Source organism: Stenotrophomonas sp. STEN038, assembly GCF_056759895.1.
Window position 1 is genome coordinate 1 of sequence record NZ_JBRRDW010000001.1, and the last position, 16,474, is coordinate 16,474.

Below are 16,474 nucleotides of genomic sequence, written 5' to 3' on the forward strand. Positions count from 1 at the left end.
CCTTCGGCAGATCAATGGCCGGCGTGACCACCGGCGTCTTCTTCTTGCGTGGCATACATGCTCCTTGGCAGCATCATGGTATGCCTCTCACACAAAATTTCTGACACCCTCCTTTGGCCTCGAGTCTGTGGAGCTTCACCTGCATCGCGTACGCAGGCGTGAGATAGCTGGTGGTTTCCCGGCTATCGAATCCCATGTTCGGACGTGTTGGACGCGCTCTCGGGAGAACCTAGTGGCACTCGTGCCGTCCTTCACGGCTATCCGCCTGTTCGACAACTCGGTGGAGCGAAGCACCAACTCCGAGACTCCGGCTCCCAGACTCATCATGGACATTCGACGTCCCAACTGGATTCTGCCCCTCCCTCAAACTCTGGCGTCCACCCCGGATTGGGCAAAACCCATTCTTGAATCCGCCATCGCCCACTACGGACTTCCGGCCAGAACACCGGAAACAACCAACTGACCTAACTGGACATCCCAACGCGGCACGTCGCGGCACCAGCCCTGACCGCCCCGGACATCACCACTCTCTACGGGTCCGCACCGGACGGTGCATCAGGCAAAAGCGCCTCTCGCTCTTCCTCCCCCCTTCCCTTCAACCGCCGCGCCCTCTCCGGAGGGTGTGCTGTCGCGGATGGACAGCAACGACCTGCGCTGCACGGGGCTGCACGCACCGACCCGGACTGCCCGGGCCGAACTGGGCCTTGCTGGACTGTGCGGCGCGGTGCCGACCTGACCGGACGCCCCGTGACGTAGCTGGACGCCTCGAACCGAGCTGTTGACCTGGACGGACGGGTCTTTGCTCTTCCCTACTGCTTTTCCTGATGCCCTCCCTGGTAAGTAGGCGCAAAGCCTGCGATGCACGCGGCCGCACGGTCCGGGGCGGCTCTTGCCTGCACCGTACAGGCCGGGTTGGATCGTCACGACGCGGCGCGGTCCCGAGCGGATCCGGACAGGCCGGCTCGGTCCGGGGCGGACTTGGTCCGGTCCGGTGAGGGCAGTGTCGTTCTGACTCGTCCGGTTTGGACGTAACGGCGCTGCGACGCGGCAGCACGGTCCGGTGCGGACATGCCTGTGCAGCTCCAGTCCGGTGCGGACCGGTCAGCGCGGTGCGGTGCTTCCTGGTCGTTTCGACGCGAGCCGTACTGGACTGCTCACTGCCGTACTTGGCTTGATCCTGATCTCTGCCGCTCTTGCCTATCTGCTCCCCCTGGTCAGAAGGGCATAACGGCACTCCGACACGGCGGCGGGGACCATGCCGGACTGCCTACAGTTACAGGGAATGGGTTGGTGCCTTATGGGGTCCATGCACAAACCGGGGTCTTTGTCCCGGATGGATATTTTTCATATCCGTCTCGGGTGGCTTGGGTTCTGCCCGCTGTAGCCCTGTCTTGGCATTGCCGCATTGGTGAGCGCCAACTTTGGGATAGATCCCCTACTGGTCAGATGGGTCATCCCCTTCTTCAGCCGTATAGGTGCCCTGTGTCCTTCAACCGCGAGAACGTCACTTGGATCAGCCGCGATGGGACCTGGTCCATTGGTTTCTACAGCTGCTACCAGCGTCCTGATGGCGATGACCCGGAATGGGATGTGGACTACAACCACAACCGCTTCGACTGGGTCAGCACGGGACACCCCGATGAGGACGCGGCGCGGGCTGCGTGGGACGGGGCCAATCCCGGTGGTGGTGAGGTTGTGGGCGCGGCTGGGCCGGAGACTGATCGGCTGGATGCGATAGCTGCCCAGTTCCTCGCGGTGGTTCCTACCTACAGGGGGTTTCGCTGACCTCAGGCGCTGGCACCGCTGTTTTTACTCTATGCACTTATGCGAGGAATTGAGATGGGACGTTTCGTGAAGGGTTCGTTGGTTGTCCACGCTCTGGCGGCGTTGGCGTTGAGTGGGGCTGTTGCCCTGGACGCTGTGGCGGGCGATGAGGTTGGTTGGGGGCCGGGTGATCCCGTGGCGAAGACCCGCCTGGTCGTGGAGCAGGTGGAAGATGGGCAGTCCTCGGATGTGACTTACGGAGGGGCTTCGCGCAAGCATCCCTGGGAGCTGGTTCTCCGGCGCAAATCGCCGGGGGGTGCTGCCGATCCCGTGGAGGGTGCGCGCGAGGTCCGGTCTGGGCGCGATCGCTCAATGCACCCGGACAGGAAACGGGGATAGTGTCGCTGGTCGTCGACCTGGCGGATGCCGGCTCTCTGGTAACTGGTTCACTACTCTGTGCCGGGGGACTGTTCTGAATGCAGTCAAAGAGCGTTTTCAGGTGCGTCACGAAGATGGCCCGACGCATGGCCCGCCTGCAGCCGAGCGCCTGCGCGCCCGCACTCCACTACTTCGCCGCGGTGTAAGATCCGGAGCGGATTGCCCGGCGAGACTGCCCGCATGCCCACGCCGTCGACGTTCGTTCGCGCCCTGCGATCCCATGGCATCAAGCCGTCTGGGGGCGCTATGAGGATATTTGGCTGGGACCGTTCAGCCGGAGTTGAAACTGCACCGCAGCGAGGCGCGCAGCGTGCGAAGTTGCAGCAGGAAGCGATCGCCAGCGGGCTCGGGAGGATCCCCATGCTCGACGTGGCACTGGGGTCGGCGCGTTCGACCATAGATTCCCGCTGGCTGGACTGCTCCAGTTTCGTGTCCCTGTGCAAACGGAACCGCGCCGGCGCGCTGGAGGCGGTGGTGCATGCTGAGGTGGCGCTGCGGGTACCGGTCGACTTTGAGCCCGGCGAGCCGTACAGCTGGCCACGCCCAGAGGGGGCCGCAGTGGTCGTGACCCTGAGGCTACTCGACCTGCGGCTGGCCGCAATCGAGGCCGGAGATATTGAGCTCATGCTCGAAGACCTGGCCGAAAGGCTGTCCATGGAGCTGCTCGACCACATGGAAGGCCTGTCGGACGCGTTGTTTGATGTATCCCGCGACGACGATTCCGGCAGCTATAGCCGCTATGAGGGGCTGCTGCGGGCGGAACTGCAGCGCGCCGATCATCAGCCTGCGGCTGTACGCCTGATGCGTGAGGTTGCCGACTCTCTGGACCGACAGTGTGGCGCCGGCGCGCGCCCTAACGGTCTGGAGGCGTTGGAGTTCGATGATCCGCTGGATGTACGGTTGGTGTTCGCGGATGACGCCTTTGTCGCCGCCCATGCGGCGGTGCTGAGCGCCCGCAAATCGGCGGCGAAGCCCACGCGAGTGAGGGCGCCGGCCGGTAATCTGCACTATCTGCTGATGTCCGAGGATCCCACCTGGCGTGTGCTGCCAGACGGGGCTATCGTTGCCCCGCGCGAGCAGGCGTACAAACTGCTCCGCGCCGCTCGTGCCGAGCCGGCCGAACACTGGGACGACGATGACCCGGTCGATTGGGAAACTTCCCAGCTGACCGCCAAAATTACTGAGTCCACCGATCCCCTATTCTGGCTGTTCCTGATCGACGACTGCACGCGGGTGTTCGCGGTGGAGCCGGTCTTGCGGACCAGGCCGGACTGCGAGGAGATGCTGGGTTTCCTAAACGCCGCGTGGCAGGGGAAAAATGGGCTGTTGCAGGGGCGGCCAGCTCGGCTCGCGTTGCCTGCCGCCTATCTGGCACCGGCGGCACGGGAGGCGCTCGGGGAGGTCGTACGACAAATGGGAGTTGAGCTGACCGCTCCGTCCAGCGGTTTTGCAGCGCCGTCGGCGGTGCCGCGCAACTGGTTGGTCAACGCCCGCTCTATGGCGCGATGCGGAGAATTCTCGGGTGACAGCCACTACCCGGAAGGGTTCGTGAAGTTGTGGGCAGACGCTCAACTGCTGGCCGAGCACGCGCACTCGCACTTCAACGCGGCCGCGGCAGACGGGAGCAGCAGCACGGACTACGAGTTCAGCGGTGGCACCTTCCCCAACATGAAGACACTTCGGGTCCAGGAATACCTAGATGCGGTCCGAGGAGGCGATGTGGTGGAGCGCCTAACCGCTTGGCGTGAGCGGATTGACCCCCAGTTCCGATATGACCTGCTGCTGGCGGCCCTCCGTCAGCGCCGCATCAGTGAGCAGGGGGAGCAGCTGGAGTCTGAACGGGGTACTCGCCTACCTCGGTAGCAGGGCCTCCCGTGCCCAGCTGCCCTATCTGGCTCGTCTAAATGCACTCATTGAGTGTATTTGCTTCGGGTTTATCTAAGATTCCGCCGGCTGCGGCGTGGACCTGGCCAACTTTCCCGGCGGCGGCAGGGTGGGATGCTGTGGCACACATCGAAGTGCCCTTCCCTTCCAGATAGTTGTCTCGCAGATCCATGACGTCACCTAAAACCTCCGGCCGCGCGCCGAAGCCAGCTTCTCGCCCACAACCGCGGGGCTTCGACATCCACCAACACCGCAAGTGGCACGACGACTGGGTCATCGATGAGCGCCAGCGCATCGCCCAGCACGTGTCGGGGGTCATCTACGACTTCCGCCCTGGGGCAAGTCCGGCAGTGAACCCGCCATACAGCGCGACCTGCGGCCGGGGCGAGTGGCATGGGGTTCTTCGTGGTGACACCACCAGCAAGATGAGCCGTAACCCGCACCGCGCCGAGCGTATCTGCCTTGAGGCCTGCGTTCGGTTTGGCGACCTCGCCTGGGATCTGTGTCAGGACTGCAGCACGCACACGGGCGGGTCTGACTACTACATGGTCACCAACCAGCTGTGGGAGGAGGCGCATCCGCAGATCGTCGGCATGCTCTGCATGAGCTGCCTTGAAGCGCGAATCGGCCGCAAGCTCGTGCTCGAGGACTTCGCCAACGTACCGGTCAACCTCATGAACGCGAAGGTTCTTGCAATCCGAAAGCAGCAGGTGAGCGAGATGCCCGCCGCTTGAGCCCCACCGTCGCCGTCCGGCATGGATTTTGCAGCCGTAGAAACGGCTACGTCCGCAGCCACGGCTGGAGCTTTGGCCCGAAGCCCATTCGTCCACAACCAGAAGAACCCAACCCCATGTACATCCTCGGAATCGCCACTGGCCTCCTGCTCGCCGCGCTCATTCATTTCGTAGTGGCCTCACGGCTCAAGAAGGACGTGGCACGCGACCTGCTGACGATCGACGTCATGGGCGTTGTCGTCCACCATTCGGCCGGCATCCATAAGCGGATCGATGAGAACCGCGAGCTGATCGAGCACCTGCAGATGCATGTCCCCGGCTACCTGGTCGAGTTCCCCTGGGTGGCCGACTGGCTCCGGTCGCAGGATGAGTTCCTCGTTGCCATGGCAAATGCGGCCAAGATGCCAATTCCTGCGAAGGGTCAGGGGTTGAGTAATGTCCGCCCCATCGCCCTGCCAAATCTCACCAGCGAAGTGGCGTGCAAGGCGTTGATGGACAAGCAGCGGTCGATCTGTGGTGCGTGTGCCGACCGCGTGATGTCCAAGTAAGACCATCTGGCCAATGTCGCTATCTTGCGCCCGGCCAAAGTTGCCAAATAGCCGAGAAATCAGCGACGCCTGGTGCTTGTCAAAGGGGCGCGGTCACCCCCCCGCTCCTGTCATAACTGCGACCGCAGAGCTGCGGGATCGGCTAACTTTTGCGGCTCGTCCAAAATGGCATTCTGAGGTCACATCTCCAGCCGAGCACTACCCATGACCGCCACCGCCGCCACCTCCCACAACACCGCGACCGAATCGCAGATCAATGCCATCGACGTCGTCTGGGTTCGCTTCCGCGGCGGCCGCATCGTTCCGGTCAATGCCGAGACGGGTGAGTTCCAGATGGTGGTCAAAGATCGCAGCGAGGAAGAAGACGAGCTCGACCAAGATGGCATTTGGTGCCGCAGCATGTCGCTCTCTTATGCCGTCTGCGGCGATGAGCAGTTCTTCCGCTATGGCATGTACGAGGCGTGCCGCAGCGTTGGCAATGGGCGCCACTACGTCGCCGGCATGATCCCGCGTTGGAATGAAGCGGACGTGTCCGAGGCGGAGGCGGCGCGCGCATGGCCCGTAATGGACTACAACGTCGGCCACTACGAGCGGCTGACGATGGACCAGATCAAGGCAATGGATCCGGCTGAGCTGGCCAAGGCCATGGACGTGAGCGAGGCCGTGCTGACCGATCTGGTTGGTGCCGCAGGTAGCAACTATCGCTTTGTCGGTCCGGCGTATCTGCAGGCACAGCAGCCCCTCCTCGACAGCAGCAACACCGCCGCCTGACCAATCGGCAGCACCTCAACCATGCATCCTGGGCCGGCAAACCTTGCGTCTCGCATGCACCGGCATCCTGAAACCACCTTCACCACCCGAGCCATAGCCAATGACCGACGCCGCCACCAAAGCCATCCTCGAAAACACCAGCACCACGTTCAAATTCACGCCGGTCACGGGGCGCTCCGCTACCTGGGTTCGCTTGGGCAACGGGCGCATCCTCTCGGTGGATACGGCCACTGGCAAATTCATTGCCCTGGTCGACACAAACGCCAATGAGGACGCTGGTGTCAATGAGGACGGCATGTGGGACATGGCGAAGGTCTTGTCCTATGCGCTGTCTGGTGATGAGGCAGAGTTCAACGATGCCATCGAAGAAGTAATGTTCACCACCGGGCACCGCAGCCTGGCCGGCGGCATCCACCGCGTGGAAGCCACCTTCCCGCACTGGGAGAGCCGCGACCAGTTCACCTGGTGCGAGCTGCTCACCTTGAATGACCTCAATGAGTTGGGGGAGGTAGAAGTATCTGAAGGCCTGGGCATCGCCATCAGCGAAGTTCCCAATGCGCTTGAATCAGCGCGGGGCGTGTACGGCGACGAATGCATCATTGAACTGTCCAATGGACGTGAGATCCGTGGCCCGGCCCACCCGGCAGAATGCAGCTACGTGCGCATCACCGTGCCGGGCATCGTGCCGCTGGAGCTGGCCTACTGGATCAGTGATGAGTGGCGTGATGCGCCGGCTGAGGTGATGGGTGCGCTGTTGGGGGCTGCTCGCGCGGGCGGCTGATCTAACGCCGGCGTCTGGCCCGGCGCGCACTTCCAAGGCCTGGGCCGACCGCCCGGGCCTTTTTTATGCCTGGACATATGCTCGGCAACCATAGTTTTCCGGCAACCATAGTCCTGCCTGGTCCCGCATAGTCCCGCATAGTCCCGTTCGGGAACTATGGGTGCAGCGACAACGCACGGATGTGGCCGAAAAATCTCTATGTTGTTCGCCATTCCTGAGTTGGCCGGTGTGTACACGGCGGCTAGAATCTCTGCACGTACTTGCGCAAGGATCGCCAGTGTTCAAGGTTCTGACCCGTAGTTTCCTTCTTGGATGCGTGCTCGCCGTGCCCGCCATCTGCACCGCCGCCGAACCGGTCGCCCCCGCCACCGCATATCCGGTGGATACCGCCAACTGGGTAGTGTCATCTGCCTGGGTCAAAGAGCTGCCAAAGGATGACCAAGTTATCGTCCTGGTCCTGCTGTCTTTGGCTATGCACAACCACGTCAACCAAGTGCTGATCCCTCACGCCAATAGCTCGAAGGACGCGCTGTGGGTCATGAAGACCTCTGGCAACGGCAGTCACATGCTGATGGGCCTAGCGACAAAGTCCGACGAGATGCGCCAGCTGCTCGCGGAAAAGGCTGATGCTCAACTGGATCTGATCAATAAGCGCGTGAGCCCGGAAGACTTCGACCGCATCAACGACGACGTGAACAAGCGGATCATGGAGTTCAGCGACTACGTGAAGCCTGATGACATTGCGCGCGTGCGCGCCGCGCATCGGGCCAGACTCAACGAAACGGAAACCTCGTTGATCGCCTACGCAAAGACGCGATCGATATAGCCGAGGCTCGGTTCCTCACTTGATCTCTGCAGCTTCCACTCCCTGCCCTGCCATGTCGCCGGGCATGGTATCCAGCCAAGACACTGGGGAACGACATGATCCGACAGCACCAAGTCAGCCTGCAGGTCTCGCCGCACCTGTTCCTGGACAGCAAGCGCGAGGTAGTCGTTTCAGCGGACGTCATCCCATTGGTCGACGCAAAGACGCGAGGCTGGCTGCCCATCTTGGTCTACGGTGTCTGCTGCTCGAGCACAAGGCTGAAGGCTATCCGGCTGGTGGCCAGCGATGAGCCTATCTCCATGATGGACGCTCTCCTTGAGATCTGGCGCGACGATCAATGGATGAGAGGTGTCCCTGATGAAGTGGCCATGTGCCCTGAGCTGCTCGACTCGCACGTGCTACGCGAGAGGCTCGAAGGGCTCGCGATAGCCTCCACCCTGGGCAACCGAAAGTCCTATGCGATAAACCGCCGCCTGATTGGAAAAGAGTTTCACAGCCTGGTGTGGTATCCAGAGCCGCCGTCAAAGACCATTGACGACCTGAACACCAAAGGTAGGCGCTGGCTTGGTTTTCACCCTCAATGCTATGACTGGGGTACCCCATCGGGCTTGAGGATAAGAACGGATTGGGAAAACACGCCGTATCGCGCGCCACCCGAGATTACGGGCTCCCACCCTGTGGACTGGATCTATGGGCCCTGGGTTGAAATTGGCTTTGCAAACGCGATCGGAGTGGGCCGCGGCGAAAAGCTGAAGAAGACCCATGCTGGCGGCGCGTACAGGATTCAACCGCGAGACACCCACGGCAGAGTCTATCCGGACTTCGAGTTGAGCCACCTGGTGGCCTCCTGGCCTGGCCGGCATGCGCGACTGGCGCGCGAGATCGGCGTGCCAGAATCACGACTCCGCGCCTACATCCGCGGCCGTGATGAGGTCCTGGACGGGCGTGAAAGATCCGAGCTGTTCCGCGCTCTCGAATTGGAGTTCGATTCCGGCGGTTACCTCAACACTTACGGCCCCTATCTCCTGATGCCACAAACGCCAAGCGCAGCAGACAAGGCATGGTCGCTTGCGTCGCACGGCGGTGACCTGGAATTCGGATCCGAGATCGTCAGTCCTCTGCCGGCACAGCAGCACAACGAATGGCACATCGTGCTGGGCCGCGCGCACGGCAGTGAGTTGTTCATCTTCCTCATACCCCGTGAAGGGAGGCTTGAGGATCCATTGCCGGCGCGCTGGCGAGACAAGATGATCAACCTTGCTGAGGATCCACACGCAACGTCCGTCAAGGACTTTCAATCGCTATCCCTGCTTCTTCCGGCGCTTATCGCCGGCACAGTTCTGGATGGTTACGACCGCGGCCTTATATTGCGAACCCTTGAGGAAGCCTGGGAGCCGACGTTCCAAGAAATGGCATCCCGATTGGAATGGTGATGCAACTTTCGCGCGTTCACTGGATGCCTATATTGGTCATACATCCCCGCCGAACGTGAAGCCTCATGGAAACCGCAACCACTGACCTGCAGAAGATGGCCAAGCTGGAAAGCATCAGCAAGAAGGTGCTTGCGGTGATGGAGAAGCTCGGCTGGACCAGTGGGCGCGGCTCGCTTGCCGCCAAGCACTTCAAGACGATCCAAGTCGGCCAGACGGCTGTGGCCTACCTGTACGGCGACGACGGCTACAACAACTCCCTGACGTTCAGCTTCACCAGTGAAGGCCGCAACGTTTGCTCCACCGATATGGCGCTGATCCCGGTCGGTGCCAGTGACGAGATGATCGAATCCTTGGTGAGCAAGGCGGTGGCTGGCGCCGAGAAGTCGATCGCCGGGAGCTTCGCCGTACGTGCCCTGCAGATGGGCGCCAGATAACATACATCGACTGGCCCTGGTCTTTGGGCCTATCCCGCATTCCAGCGCGCCTACCCCTATCCGGCGCCGAGTGCCCTCCTCTCCATGGAACGCTAAATGACGGACAAATTCCCTGGCACATCGTTCTATCTCACGGGCGTCTTGTTCTTCTGTGTGCTGGGGGCCGCCGTCTACGGGGTCAAACTCCACAAGGAAAAGGCGTCCCGTGATGCATTCAGCGTCGAACTCAACACCACGTTCGCGGAGCCGTTGAAGCGGCATGGCATCACCGAGATTTCTGCCGCTAAGGACGGCTTGCTGATCGTCGCCAACGGTAAGACGATCTGCCTGATTGATGTAAGTATCTGGGGCGGCGAACGCTATCGTATCGTTGAGCAGGCAGTTAGGGTGGGTTGCGATGAAAGCGCCATGGTTGCGCTGCTCGATCCAACGAAGATGTTCATGAGGCGCGGCAGCGGGACGACGTTGGCGTACGCGGCGCTAGACGATAGCTCCGTCCGCTCGAAGCTGGCAGCAGACGGCGCCTGGGTGACCTCCCGCTACGCCGGCGGGGTAATTGGTGCAGATTTCGCGAGGAAGTTCGCGGAAGTCATAATCGACGACATTGACGGCCTCATGCCAGCACTGGCCGAACGGCCCGAGCTGGCCATGTCGCCTTCTCAGCTGCAGGCCACCGTGACGGCCCTGTAAATTCGACCCCGTCGTCCTATGTGGACGACAAACATCAGCAGCGCCCAACCTTTCGCCATCAAACAACTGGAATTGCCATGACCCTGTTCGACAAAATCCTCATCGTCATAGCTGTCGGCTTCATCGCTTTCATGACCCCGAGGTGCATGGCGGTCGGTTCGGCTGAGCTGAGCGAGAAGAACGCTGTTCTTGAACGATTGCACCTGGTATGGCCGGAGTTCGAGAAAGAACGGCCGGCGGATCGCGAGCTCGTTCTATTCCTGGCCAAGAAGTGCAAGTTGGAAAACGAACCGCTTGAGCGCGCAGCAACCATCGCTTGCCTGCGCGGTGCGGTAACCTCTCCGCTGATCTCCTCGCCAACTGGTCGGGAAGGCCTTCCGGGGCCTGTCGCCTTGGATGTGATGATTCGGCAAGCAGGCAGCTGAGCCTTGGATTTCTTTCTGGTTGGAGCGGCCGGTAGAACTAGATGATCGGAGGCTCTTGGGTATATGCCCCAAGCTGCCTCCTCATTCGGGAGCTACCGTGTGATCGGTGGCTTAGCCCCTGTCGAGTACAAGAAGTGCAGCTGCACAGCAGCCATGCCACCCGGCTCACGGGTTCGTCCGTGCTTGATCTCGCTCACGGTCTGTAGGGTTTTCCCCATAGCATGAGCAATGTCCGTCAGAGACCATTCCCGCGCCTCGAGCGCTTTGATTCGATCAGCCCAAGTCGTGTCCATGAGCGCTGGCGTTCGGTATTCCGTGCGGTCAAGTGGCGGCATGGCACCTGTCGTATGTAGATGATGCAACTGCACAGCGGCCATGCCACACGGTTCATTGCTGCGGCCATGCTTGATTTCGCTCAGGGTTTGTGGGGATTTTCCGATAGAGCGCGCAATACCGCTCACAGACCATCCGCGCGCTTCGAGCGCATTGATTCGATCAGCCCAAGTCAGTTCCATCCCCAGAGACTACAGTATTCCGTTGGGAGGCGTCATGGCGCTGACCTGCACGGAGATGAATTGCAGTTGCGCGCGCGCCACCGGTCGCGTCGACTTGAGACGCGTCAACGCTCAATGCTGGCCAGCCCCAATGCCGGAGCGGGTGCCGCTTAATTCATCCAACTTTGGCCGCCGAGCGCACCGGCTAACGTGAAGCCTCATCCACCGGAAATCTCCACCATGCGCACACCGAACTACACCTACGAGCAGAAGATCCAGCAGCTGCAGGAAATGGGCATCGAATGCGGAGCGCGCGACCCGAAGCGCAACACCAACTTCGCCGGCGACTACATGGTGGCCGAGCCGTTGGACTACGGCGCCGCGCCCACGGCCGACGCCGGCAATCGTGGCTTCTGCATCGTCGGCGATGACCTGCCCGCCCTGGTCGATGAAGCATTCGAGATCTTCTGTGAAGACTTGGAGGTGGCCGCCTGATCCCGCATGGCCGTAACATGCGGTGGTGACCACATCTACAGAATTGAAGGGCTGATCTCGTGCTCGAGAAGATCCTCAACGTCATTGGCTACGCCAAGCGGCCGGTGCCCACCAAGAACGTTGGCCCCGACAATTTCGCCCTGCCCGTTCCCATTGCCCCGGAAGGTCACCTGACCGACGCCGGCAGTTTCGAGTGGTCCAAGGCCACGCCCAAGTTCACCAACTGGGGCTTTGGATACAGTGACGGTGACACGTACCACTTCGCACTGGGCAAGGATGGCTGGGCCCCGCTCTACGTGGTCTGCGCCACCTTCCTATTCGAGCCGCTGGACTTCATCAAGGAAGAGTTGAATCGGGGCTGGTTCCTGGATGAGCACAATCCCCGTCTGCAGTCCTGGCACACGGCCAATGGCGTTGCCTTGGCTTTCTTCGCTGACCAGATGGGCCGTGGGACTTCCGTTACTCGGGCCGATACTGATTTCACAGAGCTCCTGCCGAGCGAACTGGGCCACATGTTCGAGCAGCTGCACCTGTCGGCCTATCCGCGTACCAGCGGCGTGGAGCTGGCCTGCTCCGATGCAGCTGCGGCGTTCTACGACGGACCGGCCATGGCAAGCCTCCGCAAGGCGCGCGGCGAAGCGATGGGCGAGTTCATCAAGGGCGCGCTCCGTTGGTTCCAAGCACGTGGCGCCGAGGTCGATACCGTCAACAACCTGGTGAAGGTCGAGGGCTACCAACCGCTCTACCTGGTGGAAGAGCAATTCCTCTAGTGCAACGCACTGCAGCGCCCTCATGGGACAGTGCGACTGCATCGGCACGAACCACAATGAGCCGCTGGGCCACACCTGCAAGCAGGTGTTAGCTCTGCGGCTCTAACTTTTTTGGCGATGCCAGTTTGGTGAAATACCTGCATCAGCTGCAGGAAAGCACCATGACCAGCGTCACCAACATCCTTCTCGCGCTCAGCGACCGTAATTCCAGCGACACGCGCGCCCTGTCCGTCTACTACACGGATAGCGGGTACTACTACGCCGTGCGCAGTGAGGACGGAAAGAAGCACATTGGCGGCACTGCACGCGATCTGCAGATGGCATTCACCTGCCTTGTGCGGGAATACAACACCCTCATCACTGCGGACGATGGCCACAACTGGGATCTATCCACGCTCGAGACGCAGGAGGTTGATGGTGAGGTGTCGGCTCTGCTGGATGCCTCGGCCTGGTTCTCCGATGCTGTTGAGCTCGACTCTGGCCGCGTCTGGAACCCTGAATCCAAGGTTTGGTACAAGCACCGCGTGATCGAAACTCCGCTGTTCTTCGCCTCCCAGATTTCCCGCTGCGAAGGTAGCTATCCGGAGGGTGTGCGCGTCGCGTCGTCGATTCAGTTCTCGACTGCCAGGTACACGGCCATGAACGCCTGTAACGAGTGGCTTGATGACCAGCGCCGCGCCGGCTGGAGGCCGAGCTTGTCCTTTGGTCTGGCTGCCGAATTGCTCCCCTTCTCGGCGACGGCCCACGCCACTGGTGACGAACTGTCGCTAGTGCTGCTGTAACTCGGCTGCCCTACCCTCCCGCGCGGGCGGCCTGACAGGGTACCCGCGTGCGTGACGCATCACTTTATTCGCAATGGGTGCGACCACCGCGCCCGCCGCCACACCGTGAGAGTCCCCTGATGTTGATTACCGTTGCCGTCGATGACGCTCTGTACGAACGCGCGATGTCCGAGCTCCCGCCGGGCACTGCACCTGCAGTCTTGATCGACGAAGCCCTGCAGGCCCTCGTGCTCGCCAAGTCTGCCAAGCGCCTGGCAACCACCACGGCCGGCGCCGTGCCGCCGCCTGAGGACGCTGCCATGCCGCTGCAGCCGGTGAAAGGCTCCTGATGCACTCAATGAGTGCAATATCACGCCCCTGTGCGGTCGTTCATCGCAACTTCTCGGCCTGGCCGGAACCCCTAACCTGATCGATATACCTTCCGTCTGCCAGGCGCTGCGCGCCTTGGGCCACTGAATCCAGCAAGGACCACCATGACCGCAAATGCGATCGGGTACATCGACCCGCGATCCGTCCGCAATATGCGCGCCGGCACCAGCAAGAGGGAGTTCGTCTGGCCCGCGCCCGACGCTGGCCTGCGGCCGATCTACCTCAACCCGATCCTGTCTTGGTCGGATCCTGACACGCCACCGGTCGTCGAGCGCGGCGACTACCTGTGCGTATGGGCGGCCTTCCGCGTCGCGCTGACCGGAGAGGTGAAGTCGGGGCCGGCTGTCTACGCCAATGAGCTGCCTTTGCTGGCCATGCCTGCTGAGACGCCCACCAACGGCAACCGCGTCGCCTGGAGCAGGGTCGGCGAAATCTCGTCGACCTGGGCGCTGACCGGCTGGCACGTGGCAGTGTCGCGCGGGGACGGCACGGAATCCTTCGTCCACCTGCTGGCCGACGGCGATGAGCTGCTCGGCTGGACCGCGGTGCCGACCTGGTTAGCAAGCCAGCAGCTGGACGGCGTGACGCTGCTGGAAGAGATCTGCGATCGTGCCCGCGCAATCATCAGTGACGACAACGCCGTCGGCCATGGCCAGGCGCAGCAGATCCTATCCTTGGTCGAGGCGCCGGGCGTGGCCAGCACTGGGAGTGAAACGACCGTGGCGGAGGCCTTCGCCCGTGCGCGCGGCGCCATGGCGTTCATCTCGATCTACGAGCCCGATGACCATGCACGCCAGTCGGTGCAGTCCATGTTGGGCTGGGCCTCGGTGGCGCGCCGTCAGGCCGACAAGGCCTTGGAGATGGTCGATGCCGGCCTGGCCGCGCAGTCCTGGCAGCCGATCGACAAGGCGCGCAAGGATGGACGTCCGCTGTGGGTGTTCAACGGCGAGCAGGGCGTCATGAAGTGGATCGAGGGCGAGGAATACGCCCTGTGGGTCTGGGTCGACCCTTTGATGTCCGACGTGGACCCCTCACCTGATCAGCCCACCCACTTTCGGGAGCTGATGGCGCCGCCGGTGTAAACGGAATCAGGACTTCGGGCGCGAGAGCCCTCAGTCCCCTTGAACCCCGCCAGATTCAACCCATCGGATCTTCGTCAGCCAGCCCGGATCGACCGATGACCTTTCGTTCCGGCTTCACTACTTCCGGGTCGGAAAGGCCTCGAAACGGCTCCCCGAGATCCAGCGCGCCAAGGTTGTAGGTACGCTTGTCACGCAGTACGCCAAGCCCTTCCTCCCAGGACAAGAGCATCCGCTTGCCAATGTCGCGGAACCCAGGGTGCTCGGCGATGGACTCACGTACGGCAGGCCCGACTTCGGAGATGGCCTGTCCGATCTGATCAACGATCTGCGTTTGCTCACGTGCTGGCACCCCGAAGACCGAAACGATCGAGGTCTGCAGTGTCTTTCCGGGCGCCCAGGTCTTCCGCCCACCCAGGGAGATACCTGGCGGATTGTTGGCATAGGTCGGATAGGCCGCCGTGGTCAGCATGTCGTAGACGGGGGCAACCTTCACATCCTTGCGGCTGGTGTAGAGAAGCGCGACGTTCTTCGCATGGCAATCGGCGTTGCGAAGCGCATAGGTGAGCAGGACGGTGGTTGCCAGATGCCGGAGAGTTTCGTTCCTTTGCTCCGTCGGTGTGTGGTCGCGAACGGCCCTGGCGATCCTCTCCCACGTCGTCTCGTACTTGTTTTCCGGCGGCATACCGAGCAGCGCGCAGAAGTCCTCCATGCCCCACTTGGGCAGGCCTTCTTCATCGACGTCAAACCGATCAACCACAAGAGCCTGACCATCTTGGGAGATGGCCGTCGTCGCGGTCGGAATAACCTTGGCGGCAACCTGCATCGACAGGTGCTCGTTGAGGGAGACGAATGGCAGGTGTGGCGAGGATCCCTTGATGATGTGCTTTCGAGTGAACAGGGTTCCCTTTTTGTCGATGCTCAATCGGGGCACCTGGTCCTTGTCCAAGAACTTTGGAACCACCCCGGATACGCCGCTGGTGGCGTGCTCGCGCACCAGCTCGGCAAATGCTTCGGCTGAGTTATCGCCCTGCAGTAGATCGGCTACATCGACAGGTTTTGCCGGCTCGTTGAGATCGGCGCCTGGCGGGGCCACCTGGACGCGGCCGATCATGTTTCGACCGACCACCGACAGCAGATTCATTGGGCTGCCGCCGATGTGCGGGCCAAACAGCTCCTGCAACACACGCAGCAAGTAGCCCTCTGGCAGGTTCATCTGGAAGATCGGGTGCAGCGGCGCGTCCCAATCCCAAGGGTCACGGCGCACCGGCATGGTGAGCGACACCAGGTCGTCAGGGTTAGCGTCAGGGCGGTAGGTGAGCCTGCAGCTGAAGCTATTGAGGTCTTCGAGTGTGGCGACCTCCCGACCATGCACGTAGACGGACAGGATCATCGGCGCGGCGCCCGATGTTCGAGGCGCAGCTCGTCAAGGTTCCCTGCGGTCCCTTCCTCGGTGAAGGCCAACTCCATGCCCAAGGTGGACAGCACAGCCAGCAACTTGCGGGCGCCGAACTCGGACACCCTGCCAAGCTCGAACTTGGACAGCGTGTCGGACGATACGCCGGCAAGACTAGCTACATCGGTCTGGGTGAGTCGCAAGGATCGACGGCGGCTGGCGACGGCCTGGCCCAGTTCGGCGAGAGTCTGCATTAGATGTATTCCTCTAATAATTGGAGGCTAGGCCGGATATTAGCTGTATTCGTCTAATTTTCAAGTCGACGCAGGCCCCACCCGCCAATGAAGCCGTAGCCTTGCGT

The 16,474-nt window shown here is 61.9% G+C and carries 18 protein-coding genes; 16 read left to right on the top strand and 2 right to left on the bottom strand.

Annotated features, from left to right (window positions below):
• The first annotated feature begins 1,482 nt into the window (after positions 1-1,482).
• The 16 genes from ACVOLS_RS00005 to ACVOLS_RS00080 all read left to right on the top strand — a co-directional run bounded on the left by ACVOLS_RS00005 (position 1,483) and on the right by ACVOLS_RS00080 (position 14,720).
• Positions 1,483-1,785 carry a hypothetical protein gene (locus ACVOLS_RS00005; RefSeq protein ID WP_481543880.1) on the top strand — a complete coding sequence of 101 codons (303 nt, stop codon included), beginning with the start codon at positions 1,483-1,485 and terminating at the stop codon, positions 1,783-1,785.
• Between the two features lie 777 nt (positions 1,786-2,562).
• Entirely contained in the window at positions 2,563-4,065 is a 1,503-nt protein-coding gene (locus ACVOLS_RS00010) for a hypothetical protein (RefSeq protein WP_481543881.1), read from the top strand.
• 191 nt (positions 4,066-4,256) lie between these two features.
• Entirely contained in the window at positions 4,257-4,820 is a 564-nt protein-coding gene (locus ACVOLS_RS00015) for a hypothetical protein (protein ID WP_481543882.1), read from the top strand.
• Entirely contained in the window at positions 4,817-5,368 is a 552-nt protein-coding gene (locus tag ACVOLS_RS00020) for a hypothetical protein (protein WP_481543883.1), read from the top strand. Before ACVOLS_RS00015 ends, ACVOLS_RS00020 begins: the two co-directional genes overlap by 4 nt.
• A gap of 204 nt (positions 5,369-5,572) precedes the next feature.
• Positions 5,573-6,139: a hypothetical protein gene (locus tag ACVOLS_RS00025; RefSeq protein ID WP_481543884.1), complete on the top strand. Its 567-nt coding sequence runs from the start codon at positions 5,573-5,575 to the stop codon at positions 6,137-6,139.
• Positions 6,140-6,239: 100 nt separating this feature from the next.
• The gene (locus ACVOLS_RS00030) at positions 6,240-6,920 is read left to right on the top strand and encodes a hypothetical protein (protein WP_481543885.1); all 681 of its coding nucleotides are present in this window, start codon (positions 6,240-6,242) and stop codon (positions 6,918-6,920) included.
• A 277-nt stretch (positions 6,921-7,197) separates the two neighbouring features.
• On the top strand, positions 7,198-7,746 hold the full coding sequence (locus ACVOLS_RS00035) for a hypothetical protein (protein WP_481543886.1): 549 nt from the start codon (positions 7,198-7,200) through the stop codon (positions 7,744-7,746).
• 95 nt (positions 7,747-7,841) lie between these two features.
• Positions 7,842-9,179: a hypothetical protein gene (locus tag ACVOLS_RS00040; protein ID WP_481543887.1), complete on the top strand. Its 1,338-nt coding sequence runs from the start codon at positions 7,842-7,844 to the stop codon at positions 9,177-9,179.
• A gap of 65 nt (positions 9,180-9,244) precedes the next feature.
• The gene (locus ACVOLS_RS00045; protein WP_481543888.1) at positions 9,245-9,613 is read left to right on the top strand and encodes a hypothetical protein; all 369 of its coding nucleotides are present in this window, start codon (positions 9,245-9,247) and stop codon (positions 9,611-9,613) included.
• A gap of 96 nt (positions 9,614-9,709) precedes the next feature.
• Positions 9,710-10,303, top strand: a complete 594-nt coding sequence (locus tag ACVOLS_RS00050; RefSeq protein ID WP_481543889.1) for a hypothetical protein — start codon at positions 9,710-9,712, stop codon at positions 10,301-10,303.
• Between the two features lie 77 nt (positions 10,304-10,380).
• On the top strand, positions 10,381-10,728 hold the full coding sequence (locus ACVOLS_RS00055; RefSeq protein WP_481543890.1) for a hypothetical protein: 348 nt from the start codon (positions 10,381-10,383) through the stop codon (positions 10,726-10,728).
• Positions 10,729-11,462: 734 nt separating this feature from the next.
• The gene (locus tag ACVOLS_RS00060; protein WP_481543891.1) at positions 11,463-11,717 is read left to right on the top strand and encodes a hypothetical protein; all 255 of its coding nucleotides are present in this window, start codon (positions 11,463-11,465) and stop codon (positions 11,715-11,717) included.
• A gap of 59 nt (positions 11,718-11,776) precedes the next feature.
• The gene (locus ACVOLS_RS00065; RefSeq protein WP_481543892.1) at positions 11,777-12,487 is read left to right on the top strand and encodes a hypothetical protein; all 711 of its coding nucleotides are present in this window, start codon (positions 11,777-11,779) and stop codon (positions 12,485-12,487) included.
• Positions 12,488-12,648: 161 nt separating this feature from the next.
• Positions 12,649-13,269 carry a hypothetical protein gene (locus tag ACVOLS_RS00070; RefSeq protein ID WP_481543893.1) on the top strand — a complete coding sequence of 207 codons (621 nt, stop codon included), beginning with the start codon at positions 12,649-12,651 and terminating at the stop codon, positions 13,267-13,269.
• Between the two features lie 119 nt (positions 13,270-13,388).
• Positions 13,389-13,598 carry a hypothetical protein gene (locus ACVOLS_RS00075; protein ID WP_481543894.1) on the top strand — a complete coding sequence of 70 codons (210 nt, stop codon included), beginning with the start codon at positions 13,389-13,391 and terminating at the stop codon, positions 13,596-13,598.
• Between the two features lie 144 nt (positions 13,599-13,742).
• Positions 13,743-14,720, top strand: coding sequence for a hypothetical protein (locus ACVOLS_RS00080; RefSeq protein ID WP_481543895.1), 978 nt, complete (start codon positions 13,743-13,745; stop codon positions 14,718-14,720).
• A gap of 55 nt (positions 14,721-14,775) precedes the next feature.
• Here the strand turns inward: ACVOLS_RS00080 and ACVOLS_RS00085 are convergent, their stop codons facing one another.
• Together ACVOLS_RS00085 and ACVOLS_RS00090 are read right to left on the bottom strand one after the other, a co-directional pair.
• Positions 14,776-16,110 (bottom strand): type II toxin-antitoxin system HipA family toxin, encoded by a 1,335-nt coding sequence (locus tag ACVOLS_RS00085; protein WP_481543896.1) that lies wholly within the window; start codon positions 16,108-16,110, stop codon positions 14,776-14,778.
• Positions 16,107-16,367, bottom strand: coding sequence for a helix-turn-helix domain-containing protein (locus ACVOLS_RS00090; RefSeq protein ID WP_481543897.1), 261 nt, complete (start codon positions 16,365-16,367; stop codon positions 16,107-16,109). The genes ACVOLS_RS00085 and ACVOLS_RS00090 overlap by 4 nt, the downstream gene beginning before the upstream one ends.
• Positions 16,368-16,474: the final 107 nt, after the last annotated feature.